This window comes from Daejeonella lutea (genome assembly GCF_900168015.1).
In the GTDB taxonomy this organism is placed as follows: domain Bacteria; phylum Bacteroidota; class Bacteroidia; order Sphingobacteriales; family Sphingobacteriaceae; genus Daejeonella; species Daejeonella lutea.
The window spans coordinates 137694-154083 of sequence record NZ_FUYR01000002.1 but is presented as its reverse complement, the minus strand read 5'-3'; the positions used below and the strand labels follow the sequence as shown (position 1 = coordinate 154083).

General features: G+C 45.0%; 11 protein-coding genes. 9 read left to right on the top strand and 2 right to left on the bottom strand.

Annotation, left to right across the window (positions count from 1 at the left end; all coding sequences use genetic code 11):
* Positions 1 to 5: 5 nt before the first annotated feature.
* Both nudK and B5X60_RS09625 read right to left on the bottom strand, forming a co-directional pair.
* Positions 6 to 590 (bottom strand): GDP-mannose pyrophosphatase NudK, encoded by a 585-nt coding sequence (gene nudK / locus B5X60_RS09630; RefSeq protein WP_079702486.1) that lies wholly within the window; start codon positions 588 to 590, stop codon positions 6 to 8.
* Between the two features lie 45 nt (positions 591 to 635).
* The gene (locus B5X60_RS09625; protein ID WP_079702485.1) at positions 636 to 1094 is read right to left on the bottom strand and encodes a hypothetical protein; all 459 of its coding nucleotides are present in this window, start codon (positions 1092 to 1094) and stop codon (positions 636 to 638) included.
* A gap of 191 nt (positions 1095 to 1285) precedes the next feature.
* On the opposite strand from B5X60_RS09625, the gene B5X60_RS09620 reads away from it, so the two are divergent.
* The 9 genes from B5X60_RS09620 to B5X60_RS09580 all read left to right on the top strand — a co-directional run bounded on the left by B5X60_RS09620 (position 1286) and on the right by B5X60_RS09580 (position 16120).
* Positions 1286 to 1966, top strand: a complete 681-nt coding sequence (locus B5X60_RS09620) for a hypothetical protein (RefSeq protein ID WP_079702484.1) — start codon at positions 1286 to 1288, stop codon at positions 1964 to 1966.
* Between the two features lie 209 nt (positions 1967 to 2175).
* A complete protein-coding gene (locus tag B5X60_RS09615) occupies positions 2176 to 3402 on the top strand; it encodes an ROK family protein (protein WP_079702483.1) in 1227 nt (408 codons plus the stop codon).
* Between the two features lie 52 nt (positions 3403 to 3454).
* Entirely contained in the window at positions 3455 to 6565 is a 3111-nt protein-coding gene (locus tag B5X60_RS09610) for a SusC/RagA family TonB-linked outer membrane protein (RefSeq protein ID WP_079702482.1), read from the top strand.
* 17 nt (positions 6566 to 6582) lie between these two features.
* Positions 6583 to 8487: a SusD/RagB family nutrient-binding outer membrane lipoprotein gene (locus tag B5X60_RS09605; RefSeq protein ID WP_079702481.1), complete on the top strand. Its 1905-nt coding sequence runs from the start codon at positions 6583 to 6585 to the stop codon at positions 8485 to 8487.
* Positions 8488 to 9317: 830 nt separating this feature from the next.
* On the top strand, positions 9318 to 11402 hold the full coding sequence (gene dcp, locus B5X60_RS09600; RefSeq protein ID WP_245803503.1) for a peptidyl-dipeptidase Dcp: 2085 nt from the start codon (positions 9318 to 9320) through the stop codon (positions 11400 to 11402).
* 301 nt (positions 11403 to 11703) lie between these two features.
* Positions 11704 to 12195 carry a hypothetical protein gene (locus B5X60_RS09595; protein WP_079702479.1) on the top strand — a complete coding sequence of 164 codons (492 nt, stop codon included), beginning with the start codon at positions 11704 to 11706 and terminating at the stop codon, positions 12193 to 12195.
* Between the two features lie 110 nt (positions 12196 to 12305).
* On the top strand, positions 12306 to 14780 hold the full coding sequence (locus tag B5X60_RS09590; RefSeq protein ID WP_079702478.1) for a carboxylesterase family protein: 2475 nt from the start codon (positions 12306 to 12308) through the stop codon (positions 14778 to 14780).
* A gap of 97 nt (positions 14781 to 14877) precedes the next feature.
* Positions 14878 to 15102 (top strand): CDGSH iron-sulfur domain-containing protein, encoded by a 225-nt coding sequence (locus B5X60_RS09585; RefSeq protein WP_079702477.1) that lies wholly within the window; start codon positions 14878 to 14880, stop codon positions 15100 to 15102.
* A 151-nt stretch (positions 15103 to 15253) separates the two neighbouring features.
* Positions 15254 to 16120 carry an OmpA/MotB family protein gene (locus tag B5X60_RS09580; protein WP_079702476.1) on the top strand — a complete coding sequence of 289 codons (867 nt, stop codon included), beginning with the start codon at positions 15254 to 15256 and terminating at the stop codon, positions 16118 to 16120.
* Positions 16121 to 16390: the final 270 nt, after the last annotated feature.

Genomic DNA, 16390 nt, shown 5'->3' with positions numbered 1-16390 from the left:
TTTCCCTAACTTACCAGTCCCTCAATCTTCCCATACTGCAGCAACATAATTGTTTTCGCATCTTTTATTTCGCCACTGCCTACCATAGCATACGCCTTATCAAAGCCCATTTCCAGAACCTCAATATTCTCCTGCTCATGTTCGAGTCCCCCTCCATCACTAACTTTCATTCCCTTATCATATTCCGCAATAAAGAAGTAAAGGATCTCTGTTACTGATCCCGGCGACATATACGATTCGAATACCTTTTTTACTGCACTGATTTTATATCCTGTTTCCTCTTGTGTTTCTTTTCGGATACAATCTTCAGGATTGTCTTTGTCCAGCAAGCCGGCGCAGGTCTCGATTAACATTCCGCTTTGGTTACCATTTAGAAAGGTTGGGAGGCGGAACTGCCTGGTTAGAATGACTGTTTTCGATTCCCGATTATATAATAGTATTGTTGCACCGTTTCCGCGGTCGTATGCTTCGCGGGTATGACTTAACGTTTCCCCGTTCTTTTGCTTGATGTCGTATGTGACTTTGTAGAGCTTATACCAGTTATTAGAAAGGAGCTCTTTGGATTTGATGCTGATGTCTTTGTTGTTCATACCCCGATTTTAGGAATTGGTCCTAAAGATAGGGATTTGTGGGCCTCAATTCCCCACCTCAATTCTCAGCTCCCTTTGCGGGCTCCTTGTCATCTCTCTGATCATTTCCTTAATTTCCCAGCGCGCTTTTTCGCTCCTGATCAGGTCCAGGTTTAAGGAGTGGACATTATTTGCGGTATGAACATTCAGTTCACAGAAGCGGGTACTAATGTGGGTGATATCATTCACCGGCAGAGAGATCAGTTCTCCTTTCACCGTATCGAAGTAGGTCATGGTTCCATTGCTGATTTCCACGAAGGGGATTTTCTGTCGTCTGCTTAAAACAAGCGCACCGGCAGCGAATAAAACGATACACGTTAAGGCGATAAGTAAATTTTCCTCGCTCGTGTTGTAGTAGGTTATTACCAGTGTGGTTAAGAGCAACAGCGATAAAAAGATCCTGTCAGTCAATAAGCGGGCACCCTTTGATGCACGGTTCTTCGTGATGTTGTAGTGGTAAGTCATGTTTTCCCCAGTTTAGGCATGCTTACGGGAAGAGAACAAAAAGGTTTCACCGGTCTCAATATCTCGATAGCAGGACATCTCATGCCAATGTAAATGTCTCTATGCCAAGCAAAAAGGTAATTTATGCACATACCTATTACAGCTTAATTCAGACGTTTGCTTCTTGATCTCAAATAGATTACCTCTAAGTCATGAAAAAGGCTCTACTTCTGATTACTCTGCTGGCGAGTGTCAGCACGGCGCTTGCTCAGTATACCATTACTTATAAGCCTGGAGATTCACCTCTGGAGTTTAAAACAAAATATGTGTACCGCAATCCTACCTTCCTGCCCTCCAGAGTATACTTCAAGGACGGCAGCAGTACTAGGGCAACTCTAAATTATAACACTTTAAGTGATCGCATGGAGTTCATCGGCCCTAAAGGCGATACCCTTGAACTGGTGGATAACCATCTCATTAAAGAGGTGGTGATCGATAAAAGCCGGTTCCGGTTCCATGATGGTTTCTTTGAGTTAATAAAAGATAGCCCGGAGTTTAGTCTTGCACTGAAGCGGCCCCTTCGTATGGTGAACCAAAAAAAGCTTGGCGCGATGGGCATAGCTAGTCCGACAGCAGGTATTGAGACCTACGCCAGCCTCGGGGATGTTTCAGGCATTCTGAAGCTGAGTCCTAAAATAGAACACATATTCTCTAACGCACCGATCTACTATTTCGGTGATAAAAATTCATTCTTCATCCCGGCTTCGCAAAAAAGCCTGGCAAAGATATTCCCGGCTAAGAAAGATCAGATCAGTGCTTATATGAAAAACCATTCCGTTAATTTCACCAGAATCGAAGATATCCTGAGCCTGATTTCTGCTATTGAAAAATAGGTAAAATTAGGCGAAATCAGAGAAGTGTACGTTCCCGCAGGAAGTAGTTGCACCAAATAACATCCTGTTTATTCTTTAGATAGGGCTCTCTGAAAAATAAATATTGCTCTTGGCGGCTATTGACATTATATAATTAGCTTAATAAAATTATTAAAAAGTTTGGCGTTCTTTTATTTTCTTTTATTAAGTTTGTTTTACGAGGAAATTAAATGTCTGTTAAAGTTGAAAATACTCAGCGCTTAAGAGCTGATATTATTAAATATCTTTATTACAAGAAAACGCTTTCATTGGCGGATCTTAGTAAGCTTACTCAGCGCAGCGTTCCCCTGGTCACCGCGACAGTGAATTCCTTAATTGCTGATAAATATGTGACTAAACAGGGCCTTGCTCCATCCACTGGCGGTCGCCGGCCGCTCATGTTTTTATTGAATCCTGACAAGCAGAAATTTATTGTAGCCGTAGCCATGGATCAGCGGATCACCCGTCTGGTTATCTTCAACCTTGCGAATGAAGTTGTTCTTCAGCTGCAGCTGCTCAACCTGAACATAAAGGATGATGATCAGGCAGTTGATGGTCTGTTAAGCTTTATTAATTCAAGCATAGAATCTTCAGGTCTAGATCGCGGCTCGTTGATTGGTGTAGGCATCGGTATGCCGGGCCTGGTTAATGCCGAGAAAGGGATCAATAATTCATATTTTCCAACACCCGACGGCAGTCATTTAGGCGACTACCTAAGCGCTGAACTGGCACTTCCTGTTTATATTGATAATGACTCAAGTCTTATTACCCTGGCCGAGCTCCATTTTGGAGAGGCTGTAGGAATGCAGGATGCTTTAGTAGTTAACGTGGGCTGGGGTACTGGCCTGGGAGTAATTATTAAAGGTGGATTATACCGTGGTAGTACCGGCTATGCAGGGGAGTTCAGTCATATTCCCCTTTCAAAAACAGATAATCTGTGTTCATGCGGTAAGAAGGGATGCCTTGAGGTGGATACTTCACTATGGGTAATGGTGGAGAAAGCTAAAGAGGCCCTGGCCCAAGGTGCGGGATCCAGCATGCACAAATTATTTCAGGACGAATCCAAGCACCCGGGTGAGCATTTCCTGGATGCGGTAATTCAGCAGGACCCCCTGGCTGTATCTATATTAGCTGAAGGCTGCTTCCAGTTAGGGAAGGGCTTATCCACTTTAATTCATATCCTGAACCCCGAATGCATCGTACTCAGTGGCCGCGGTGCCCGGGCAGGTAAAATGCTTCTTCCCGCAATACAGCAGGCGATCAATGAATTTTGTATACCGCGCATTGCGGATCAGACATCGATAGTCTTATCAAACCTGGCCGATAATGCCGAACTGCTGGCTGCGGCCAGTCTGGTCGTGGAAAACAGTCAGTTTGATGAAGTCTTAACAGGAAATTTCTCCTTTCAAAGTAACTAAAACCAGAAAAACAATAATTACTAACCAGAACAATTAACTTAAAATCAACAACATGAAAAAAAACTACCTAAGGTGTTTAAGTGTGCTTCTGCTCGTAATGATGAGCATTAGTGCGTTTGCACAAAGAACCATTACCGGAACGGTGGTGGAAAATGCGGCACCGGTGCCCGGTGTTACCGTGACCGTAAAAGGCACGAACAGAGCAACCCAGACGGATGCTGCTGGAAAGTACTCGATCACTGCGAGTCCGGCGGATGTTCTGGTATTCACTATGATTGGTTCCGGCCGCCAGGAGATCACGGTTGGTTCCCAGCAATCAATCAACGTTACCCTTGCACCGGGCGAAAGTGAGCTTGGTGAAGTAGTAATTACTGCACTTGGAATTAAGCGGGAGAAAAAATCGCTTGGTTATGGTGTACAGGAGGTTAAAGGTGAGACCCTGGTTTCAGCGAAAGAACCTAACCTTGCAAATACCCTGACAGGTAAAGTTGCCGGCTTACAGGTAATCAGATCAAGTGATGGTCCTGCAGGATCTTCAAAGATCTTACTTCGCGGAAGCAATTCACTTACCGGCAGCAACCAGCCTCTGATCGTTGTTGACGGTGTGCCAATTGATAACTTTACCGGTGCTCCGGATAATGGTTACTGGAACCGTTCACTGGATATGGGTAATGGTATTGCGGATATCAATCCAGATGATATTGAAACTCTTTCAGTGTTGAAAGGCCCATCAGCTGCGGCACTATACGGTTCCAGAGCTGGTAACGGGGTCATTTTGATCACTACAAAATCAGGCCGCTCACAACCAGGTTTAGGAATTCAGGTGTCATCTTCATTCGGTATGTCGAACATCTTCACCAATCCTGAACTGCAAAATTCTTTTGGTCAGGGTCGTACAGGCGTTTATAATGCAACTGAAACTGCAAGCTGGGGGCCAGCTGCAACAGGTCAGATGGTAACCGGCTGGAATGGTCAGCAAATGCCGCTGAACATCTACGATAACGTAGATAACTACATGCAGCAGGGTACTAACATGAACAACAGTATCTCATTCCAGCAGAATTACAAGAACGTATCTGTGTACAGTTCTTATAACCGTCTGGAAGATGAAGGTATCGTTCCGGGAACAAAACTTAAGCGTAACAACTTAACTGCAAGGGCTGTGAGTAAATTTGGTGCTGGCGACCGCTGGTCAACTGATACTAAAATTCAGTACAGCAATACTCTGGCTAACAACCGTCCGATTGGTGGACGTGATAACAGCAGTGCATATACGCTATACATGCTGCCTCGCTCAATGGATATTACCGGATTTGAAAGTGCTGTAAACCCTTCAGGTAACATGCTTTGGTTTGCGGGCGCAGGAAGCCAGGTTAACCCATACTGGGGCCGTCAGTACAACCTGAACCAGGATGCCAGAGATCGTTTTATCGTTAACGGCTCGGTTAAGTACAATTTCAATAGCTGGTTAAATGCTGAGGTGAAAGGTGGTGCCGATATGTATACTACCAATACCCAGTCGAACGTATATGCTGGTAGCCCAATTGCAGCTAGTGGCCGTTATGGCATGGGAAAACAAACATTCTCAGAAACTAACTTCAGCACCCTGATCTCAGCCAGAAAGGATAATCTTTTCGGTAAGTTCGGCGGTATGCTTTCTGTAGGAGGTAACTTAATGGCATCAAACTTCAGCTCATTAAGCTCAAGTGTTGGATTGCTTGTGGTACCAAACCTGTTCTCTTTAAATAATGGTGTTACTCCGGCGGGAGTTAGCGAAGGCATTTCAAGGCGCCGTATCAACTCGCTTTACAGCAGTGCTCAGATTAGCTTTGATGATTATTTATTCCTTGACGCTACAGCAAGAAATGACTGGTCTTCATCTTTGAGCCCTGAGAATCGCTCGTTCTTCTACCCATCTGTTAGTTTATCATATGTATTCTCTGATATGCTGACTTCTATGGGTTCTACCTTGCCAAGCTGGTTCAGCTTTGGTAAGTTAAGAGCATCCTATGCCCAGGTTGGTAATGACCTTGCTCCATACCAGTTGTACAACACCTTCAACATTGGTAAAGATCCTAACGGAAACACTACTGCGGGTCGTAATAGTGTGCTATACGATCCAAGCGTACGCAGTGAGCTGATCAAGTCTCTTGAATTAGGAACTGAAATGAGATTCCTGCAAGGCCGTATTGGCTTAGACTTCTCTTTCTACAAAACAAATGCAACTCGTCAGCTGATTGATCTTCCTATGGATCCTTTGAGTGGTTATACCGCTAAGAAGATAAATGCAGGTGATATCCAAAATACAGGATTTGAATTTGTTGTAGACGGCAGAGTATTTGGCAAACCAAATGGTTTCAACTGGAATACCTCATTCAATTTCTCACGTAATAATAATACTGTTGAAGCCTTGGCTGAAGGTGTTACAAGATATAATCTTGGTGGTTTTGATGACGTAGCTGTTGTTGCGGTAGTTGGCCAGAAATATGGTGAGATCTACGGTACCAGGTTCTCGAGAGTTAAAGATCAGGCAAGTCCTTACTTCGGTCAGGTTATCCTGAACGCGAACGGAGCACCAACCCGTGATCCGGAAATTGTAAGATTGGGTAACCAACAAGCGAAAGCACTTCTGGGCTTTACCAACACGTTTGATTACAAAGGTATTGGCCTTTCATTCCTTGTTGATGCGAGAATTGGCGGCGAGATCTTCTCTGCAACTCACGTTGCATTGCAATCAAGCGGTACTGGTGCTGTTACTGCTCCAGGTGGCAAAAGAGATCCTTTTGTTGCTGAGGGTGTAGTAAGTAATGGTTCTGGTGGTTACGCCGTGAATACTAAAACAATTACTCCACAGGATTACTGGTTGGCAGTAGCAACAGCGAATAACTTAGGGGTTACTGAGGCTAACATTTACGATGCAAGTAATGTGCGTTTGAGAAATGTTCAGTTGAGCTACACCTTATCGCCAAAACTATTAGCTAAGAGCCCGATTAAAAATGCGAAATTTGGTGTATCAGCTAACAACGTTTGGATGATAAAGAGCCATATGGGCGGTATTGACCCTGAGTCAGTGTACGCGACTAATAGCAACGCAACAGGTTTCGAAAACGCAGGTTTGCCAACTATGCGTACATTCTTAATTAACCTGGCTTTAGGATTTTAATATTTAAAAAGTAAACGATGAAAACGAGATATTTAGGAATGAGCTTGCTGATCACAACGTTGGTTGCAGCTTCATCATGTAAAAAATTCGACGAAATAAATACCAATCCACTGGCAGCTAGTGCCGATCAGGTGCAGGTAGACTATTTCATCAATAATAGTATCATATCAACACAAATGGATCCACACATCGCGGAACGTGTGTTTGTATTATACTGGAAAACTGCGGGCCGCCAGCAAATGGGCGGTGGAATTTCCAGTGGTGGTTATGATGATGGATGGTCATCAGATTACTACAATGGCTACATCGCCAGCTGGTTGAATGCTGCTAACTCAGCAATCCAGGTTGGTAATGAGCAGGTAACAAAGGGTACCAGTAAACTGTACACCAAGAACCTGATCCAGGTTGCCCGTATCTGGCGTGCATATCTGATGAGCGAGTTGTCTGATAACTTCGGACCTATTCCAATCAATAGCTTCCAGGGAACAAATCCGGAATTCGCTAGTGTGAAAGACGTTTACTATCACTTACTTGATGAATTAAAGGATGCCAGCTCTAAATTAGATATGGCTGTGGTTAACCCTGATGTGGTTAAAAAACAAGATCCTGCATTTGGCTATGATTATAACAAATGGAGAAGATATGCAAACTCTTTGCGCCTAAGATTAGCTATGCGTTTATCGGAAGTTGATGCTGCTAAAGCTAAGACTGCTTTTGAAGAAGCTGCGGCAGGCGAGTTATTGCTGACTTCTGACCAGATGTTTAAAGTTGCAGAAAAAGGTGGTTGGGATGCGTTGACCGGAGTTATGAGCCGTGAGTGGAATGCTCAGATCATGAGTGCAGCTTACCGTAACACTACATATAACCTGGGCGGTATTACAACTGCGAGCCAGGTGAGTGCCGATAAAACAGCAGCTGTTAAACCGGATAATTACATCGGTATGCGTCTTCAGGATCATTTTACGATGAAGACTAACGATCCGTTTGCAGGTTACTGGTTAGATGGTCTTCCAAACAAAGTTGACCCTAGAGCTTTAAAAACGTTTATCATCCCGGGTGATGTTGCTAATGCAAATTTCAACTCGTACCCATCATGGGATAATACGGCGAAAACTACAACTCAGACGTTAACTAACGGTACAACCGCGATTAAAACAATTGATGCTAAAAATACCTGGAATGCTTACACGAGCGGCGACTGGGGAGTTCCTGGTTCAAGGAATAACGTAAGAGCGTTCAACGGTACGATGCCGAGACTTTCAAACGAGTTCAGAACAAGTGCTAGCTCACGTATTTTCTTTGCGAACTGGGAAACTTACTTCCTTTTAGCTGAAGGCGCTGTGAGAGGATGGGCAACACCAATGTCAGCGAAAGCTGCATACGAAGCTGGTGTAAAAGCTAACCTGGATCATTGGGGTGTTGGGGCTACAAGCACTGCTTATTTAGCTTCAACTGAGTTTAACAACAACGGAACTTCGGCGAGCTGGGATCACGTAGCTGAGCCACCTGCATCACGTACCATGAATTATGTTGATGGTTACACCAATGCTGCTGGAACTGCACAGATCCTTTACCCTGTTAACACGATCTACAAAAATGGTACTGTGAAAAATGACCAGTTAACCAAGATCATTACTCAGAAATTTATTGCGCAAACCCCATGGTTGCCACTAGAAACCTGGAGTGATCACCGCAGACTTGGGCTTCCATTCTTTGAGAACCCGGCGGTTGAAAACCCATTGGTTAACCTGCCTAACCTAACCTCAGCTAATTTCATGACCAATAGTGTGAAAAACTTCCCGCAAAGGTTGAGATATCCATCTGGTTTGAAAAACAGCAATGCTAAAGGCTACGCTCAGGCTGTCGGATTCCTGGCAGGAGAGGACGCGGTGCTTACACCATTGTGGTGGGCTAAAAAATAATTGTTAACCTTTACCTATAAAAGAGGGCTGCTGAATTAAGTTTTAGCAGCCTTTTTTTTTGTTATTTTCCGCCTCGTGCCGGAAGGGCACCTACTTTTGCTTTAGGCCAAAAGTAGGCAAAACCCCACCGCTGCGTCTGCTGCTTCGAAAGGTACTGCTGGGGCCTAGCTTTTGCAACCCGCACCAGCCGAGGCAGAGAAAAAACGTTAACGGAGATTCGGTGGTTTGGCCTAAGAAACGTACACATAGTCTAGCTGGTGTAGAGGTGCGCGCCTGCGGCTCGCGGTGTGTACGCTAGTGCTCCTCTTTTTTAAAGGGGAGCTGTCCCGCTTATTGCGGGGCTGAGGGGTCGATTCTCGTACGAGTACATTAGCGTATTTTCGTGCTCGTCGTTGGTTAGCTGACATTAATAGGACATCTGTCTCTGCAAGTCGCAGAACTCGACCTCCTGAGATTTGGCAGTAAAGGCGCGTTTTCGCCCCAAATGTGTCTGTCAAAGTTTACCAGCCATTTAAGCAATGCAGAAGTGTTGCAGACACATTCATTTCTTGCAGTAATATACGCACGGCTTGGATTGCGCCCAGGGGGCTAAAATGTGGATTTACAACAAATATCAGGCAGGCGCGGCTCTTTGCCTACTTTCCAGCTGAAGGGAAAGTAAGTGCTAGTCCGCCGGCACGAGGCGGTTGGGAAATTCAATAATATTTATTCTACATTATTACCCGATATCCTTCCTTTTTTCTTAAATTGTCTATTTAATCCCCGGCTCCTAACACCGATAAAAACCGATTATGAAATACACTTCCTGCATAATATCAGCTATAGTGATTATGAGTCAATCTACGGGCTTGAGCGCACAAACAGTTGCGACTTTGGACAAATCAAATCCATTCTATGCACCCAGCACCCTCCCGTTTCATGCCCCGGCTTTTGACAAAATCAAAAACAGCGATTTCAAACCGGCAATAGAGGAAGGGATGAGGCGGCAGATGGCGGAGATCCGCAGAATTACGGATAATACTGCCGCTCCGACATTTGAAAATACCCTGGTTGCGATGGAGAAAAGCGGAAGGTTGCTTAGCAGGGTGAACGCGGTACTCAATGTACTTACCGGTGCTTATACAAATGCGGAACTGCAGAAGGTCGAGCAGGAGATGGCACCCCGCCTTTCAGCAAATAACGATGCCATCTATCTTAATACAAAGCTTTTTAAACGGGTAGAGGCAATCTACAATCAGCGGGAGAAGTTAAAGCTGGATGCAGAATCAGCACGTCTGATTGAATACTATTATAAGAATTTTGTAACCGCCGGCGCGAAGCTGTCTGAGGCGGATAAAGAGGTATTAAAGAAATTAAACCAGGAAGAAGCGAGCCTTCGTACCAAATTCGGGGCGCAGCTCTTGGCAGGATCGAAAGCAGCCGCATTGGTTGTGAATACTAAAGAGGAATTAGCCGGATTAACAGATGCTGCTATTGAGGTCGCTGCCAGAAATGCAAAGACCGCCGGATATGACGGGAAATACCTGCTGAGCTTACAGAACACAACACAGCAGCCCGACCTGGCATCACTAAAGAATCGTGCAACCCGCCAGAAGCTTTTTGAAGCAGCCTGGAGCCGTACAGAAAAGGACGATGCGAACGATAACCGTCCTGTGATTGCACGCCTGGCCCAGATCAGGGCTCAGAAAGCCAGCCTGATCGGATTCCCAAGCTTTGCAGCCTGGAAGCTGCAGAACCAGATGGCTAAGACACCGGAAACGGTTGAGAAATTCCTTGCGCAGTTGGTTCCGGCCGCTACAGCCAAAGTAAAAGAAGAAGCTGCCGCTTTACAGCAGGTTATTGATAAACAGAACGGTGGATTCAAATTGGAGGCCTGGGATTGGAACTATTACGCTGAACAGCTGAGAAAATCCAAGTATGATCTCGATGAAAATGAAATCAAGCCTTACCTGGAAATTGATAATGTGCTTCAGAAAGGTGTGTTTTACGCAGCAAATTTACTTTACGGGCTGACATTTAAGGAACGTAAAGACTTACCTGTTTACCAGGAGGATGTCCGTGTGTTTGATGTATACGACAAAGACGGCACCCACATGGCCTTGTTCTATGGGGATTATTACAAGCGCGATAATAAAAGGGGCGGAGCCTGGATGAGTAATATGGTTGGCCAGTCGAAGCTTCTGGGAACCAAGCCTGTAATTTATAATGTTTGTAATTTCACGAAGCCGGCACCGGGGCAACCTGCGTTGATCAGCTATTCGGATATGCGCACAATGTTCCATGAATTCGGTCATGCGCTCCACGGACTTTTCGCCAGTCAGCAATATCCAAGCCTTTCCGGGACAGCTACGGCACGCGATTTCGTTGAGTTCCCGTCGCAGGTAAATGAAAATTGGGCGATGGATCCAAAGGTGATCAAGAACTATGCGGTGCACTATAAAACTGGTGAGCCAATGCCGCCGAGCTTGTTGGAGAAGATCAAAAAAGCAGCAGCATTCAACCAGGGATATGCATTTACAGAAGTGCTTGCCGCACATAATCTTGATCTGCAATGGCATAGCCTTAAACCGGGTCTGCCTTTACAGGACGTCCTGAAGTTTGAGCAGGAAGCTTTGACTAAAACGGGATTAAATATACCGCAGGTGCCGCCGCGTTACCGCTCCACATATTTCAACCATATTTGGAATAGCGGATATTCTGCCGGTTACTACGCTTATTCATGGACCGAAATGCTCGCCGATGACGCGTACTCATGGTTCGAGGAAAATGGCGGACTGACCCGTGAGAATGGACAGCGTTTCCGCGATATGGTTCTCTCAAGGGGGAATACGATTGAGCTTGGCAAAATGTACCGCGACTTCCGCGGACATGATCCGGATATTAAGCCGTTATTGAAGAGTAGGGGACTTAATTAATTGAGAGGGAGAATGGAGAATGGAGAGTTGAAAGTGGAAAGGTGAAAGTGGAGAGTTGAAAGGTGAAAGTAAGAGGTACTGCGGTGCAATGTAAGAGTGTGATTTGGGATTGCTTCGCTGCGCAATGACAGATTTACGATACTAATTACCTGCCACTGATTACTGACTACTGATTACTGACTACTGATTACCGGGCACTGATTACTGATCTCTGATTACCGATCACCTGATTACTGTTTACTCGATTACCATATATTATAAAGTTTGCCGTACCTAAAACCTTAAACCTAACTCCCAAACGATGAACAAAAGCCTCACAACGAGCGCTGATTCATACTTGAAAACGCTCAAAATCATTTACTCTGCATTTCTGTCTTCACAAATCCTGTTTATTGTGGCCGTGCTTGTTGCTCGGGAAAACCCATATTTTAGTCTGCAGGACGAAGGAAATGTGTACCTCTATGTCGCACCTTTTCTTGCTGTGGCTGGGTTCCTGGGCGGGCGGACTATCTTTCAAAACCAGCTCGCTGATATAGCAGCAAAATCTAACTTAAAAGAAAAACTATCGACGTATTCGTCGGCATTCCTTGTTCGGGTAGCTTTTATGGAAGCACCAACCTTGTTCGCTGCGATCGCCTTCTTCCTGACTGGTAATCTGGCGTGTTTGTCAGTAGCAGGTTTAATGATCCTTTACTTTTTAACGCTGAGCCCTGGCCGGGCTAAAGTTGAAGAAGATCTCGAGTTGAGTTTTCAGGAAAAGGCGGTTTGGGACGGCAACCAGGTCATAAGTTAATTGCTGAGATTTTCCCTATAAATCGGGGAACGACACCCACGCGCAACGGCAAAATCATCATTAACTATCCACCAAGAACTGTATATTGGAGATAGAACTACCAAATATTTATGAAAACCACAAACCACACGTCAAAAGCTTTGAAAACCTGTCTATTTTCTTTATTTCTCATATTTCCACTGTTTGCCAGATCTCAGGATATCCACACCTTTAATACAGGTCTCATGGTTAATGCTGGTGCACGTTATGGCAGAGAGGCACTATACACTGATAATCTTGCTTACAAACTTTACACAGGAATGCTTACCAGGCCTGCAGCAGGCGCTATTTTCGGTAAGAACGACCAGGGGCAGGAAGTAAAATGGACATCTGTTTCGGCTGACACTTCCGGAAGATTCAACGGACGCGGCGCAAATAGTTATGTGTATTTGACCTATTCTTCACCAAAAGCCCAGCCAGCGATTCTGAATATTCGGGGTAACAGTGCAGTCTACGTTAACGGGGAATTGCATGCCGGCGATCCCTATGCTTCCGGCTGGATGAATGTCCCTGTGCGATTGCTTAAAGGGCAAAATGAATTCTACGTTCGCGGTGCTGGAATTGTAGCGTCGCTGTCGTTTCCTGTCAAGCCGGTTTCGCTCGATATCGGAGATCCTACCTTACCATTTATTGTTCCGGGTGAAGACGCTAGCAATCTGAAGGCGGCAATAGTGGTGATTAATACTTCAGGCTCAGAGCTTAGGGGCCTGCAGATAAAAAGCCGGATTGAAGGAAAGGAGTCGATCAGCGTAATTGGCGTTGTACCACCTGTTTCTACCCGAAAGGTGATTTTCAGCTTGAACGGTGAAGGAGCTACCTCAAAGGGAATGCATGATTGCGAAGTCACTCTGATTCAAAATGGAAAGATTGTAGACACGAAGATCGTTAAGATCCAAAGTGTGGATTCTACAGAAAAATACGCTACCACCTTCATCAGCGGGATTGACGGTAGTCTGCAGTACTATGCGGTAGTGCCGAAGACGGGACAAAGGACAGCAGGATCCGCTCTTTTTCTTTCTGTACATGGGGCGGGAGTAGAAGCAATCGGCCAGGCGAGGGCTTATGAGTCGAAGGACTGGGGAAACCTTGTTGCTGCCACAAACAGGAGACCGAGAGGCTTTAACTGGGAAGACTGGGGCAGGATAGATGCTCTTGAGGTTCTGGCACTTGCCATGAAAAAATTTGCTCCTCATCCCCAGCATATTTACCTGACAGGGCATTCGATGGGAGGGCACGGTACCTGGTTTCTTGGAGCAACCTATCCCGATAAATGGGCTGCTATTGCCCCGGCTGCGGGATACCCGACTTTAAAAGGGTACGGATCTGCAGATGGTCTGATACCAGACAGCAGTGCAAGTCCGATTGGACGGGTATTGCTTAGGGCGAGCAATCAGAGCGATGTGCCGAAACTGGCCACGAATTACAAGCAGCTGGGAGTATATATAATGCATGGTGATGATGATCGCACCGTGTCAGTGAATTATGCACGCCAGATGCGCCAGCAACTTTCTACCTTTCATCCTGATTTTAGCTACTACGAGCATCCGGGTGGATCGCACTGGTACGGAAGTGAAAGTGTAGACTGGAAGCCTATGTTTGATTTCCTTAAATGGCATAAGCTTGCAGCGGATACTGCAGTCAATACGATAGATTTTATGACTGCCAGCCCCGGAATCTCCCCGAGCTATCGCTGGGCATCCATACACCAGCAGAATATGCCACTTCAATACAGTAAACTAAAGCTTAACCGTAATTTGAAAGCTGGCACAATATCTGGGTCGACAGACAATATCAGTTTGCTGAAACTCAATCTTAAAGATTTCTCAATGAATTCTAATATTACGATCAGCTTAGATAAATCCGCAATTAATTACAAAATCCGGAGTGCTTCTGATAGTGTGTTCCTTCGAAAGGCATCCGACAGTTGGACCTTAGTTTCGGCTCCATCTGATCAGCAGAAAGGGCCACACCGATATGGAACTTTCAAAGACGGATTCAATAAGAACATGGTGTTTGTCTACGGCACTTCAGGAAATAAGGAAGAGAAAAACTGGAGTCGCGAAAAGGCAGTGTTTGATGCTGAAACCTGGTACTATCGCGGGAACGGCGCAGTCGACATTATTCCCGATAAGGAATATTCCCGTTTAAAGTTTGCAGGCAGGAACGTGGTGTTGATCGGGAATTCCTCAACAAATTCAGCATGGAATAGCTTGCTCAGCGACTGCCCGATCAAAGTAAGCAGTGGAAATATAAAAGCTGGTGAAAAGATTTTTACAGGTGACGACCTTGCGGCCTATTTTGTGTGGCCCATAGCAGGCACCACCGATAATTCTGTCTCAGTAATATCAGGAAGCGGCATTAAAGGTATGAAGGCAGCTAATGGAAATCAGTATTTCGCTGGTGCCAGCGGATTCCCGGATCTGATGATTTTTAGACTAGGCATGCTTAATTCGGGCGTAAGCGGCGTAGAAATGGCGGGTTTCTTTGATCATGAATGGAAACTTGGGGAAGCAAACGTGGAGACCGCTCCAGGTGCGGGCAAATGATTTTATGCCTGGCCGTCTGAAACGGAATGTTTCTAAATAGCAATCATTTTGTGTCTGCGATGGGTATTATTTTAGTTTTGCCAGAAACCAATTAAAGATGTCAAAGACAAAACTTACGATCAATAATAACGGGTCAGTTAAAATTGAGGGCGATTTCGAAATCGTCGACCGAAACGGGAATGCATATGGGCTGCAGGGAAGAACGGTTCTTTCTATTTGCAGATGCGGTCTTTCAAAGAATAAGCCATTTTGTGACGGATCGCATAACGGGCACTTTGAGCATGAGGCGGTAGCGTTCGATCTACCTCCAAAGAAAGTTTAAATAAGTTGAGGGTTGGGAGTTGACAGTTGGCAGTTCACAAATGCTGCTCTATTACCACGTCCACTGTCACTTGTCTATTCTCAATTCTCCATTGTCAATTAATTTGTGGTACCGTAATTGTTGAATTGTTGTCTTAACAAAAGTCAACGTTATGAAGATTACCACTTTAATACCAGCCATGCTGATAACCGGCGTGCTGGCACAGGGTTGTGTAAGTAAGAAAGATTATGCCGCCCTTCAATCAAGTTACAATCAGTTACAGGAAAGCAACCGCGAGCTGAACGAGAGGTATCAGACAGGCCAGCAAGGCTTGTCAGGAACAACCGCAAGGGTAAAAAGCTTGGAAGAGCAGATCGCTGCAGAAAAGGCCAATGCAACCCAGCTACAGGAAGCCCTCAATAAATGCCTGACATCCAGTAACCAGGGAAATGTGAACATATCCAAGCTGGTTGATGAGATCAACAGTTCCAACAAGTATATCAAGCAATTAGTTAACGCAAAGAATAAGAGTGATTCTCTTAACATGGTGCTTACTAATAACCTCACCCGATCATTAAGCCGCGAAGAGCTGGGCGATGTGGATGTCCAGGTGCTGAAGGGGGTTGTTTATATTTCCCTTTCAGATAATATGTTGTACAAATCAGGAAGCTATGAAATTTCCGATCAGGCTGGAACAACGCTGGGCAAGATTGCCAAAATCATTAAAGATTATCAGGGTTATGATGTGCTCATTGAAGGTAACACGGATAATGTGCCTATCACTAAAACGAACATTCGTAACAACTGGGATTTAAGTGCATTGCGTGCTTCGTCGGTAGTTCAGGCCCTTCAAAACACGTATGGCGTTGACCCGAAAAGGCTTACAGCCGGTGGCCGTGGAGAATATAATCCGATTGCCGGTAATGATAGCGAGTCCGGAAAAACAAGAAACAGACGCACCCAGATCATCATTACACCAAAACTTGATCAGTTCATGGAGCTTATCGGAAAAGCACCTGAAGGCTCTCCAACTAATTAATTCCACACGAGCTTTAAGCCCGGCAATCTATTTTTGCCGGGCTTTTTTTAGGGCACATAGGCCTATATAATTTCCCAATTGGACCTTTATTTACTTACAATTATAATTTTTATCCAACTTGCTAGGCATTTGATAATCAGGCTCTAAAACTTAAATGTTTAACCTTTCGTCCTCGGTTACGGGGATGAAGTTTCATTGAGGCACACCAATTGCGTTAAGGGTATTACATAGCATAAAAACTTATAAGGGAATAAGACAGCTATCGAAAGG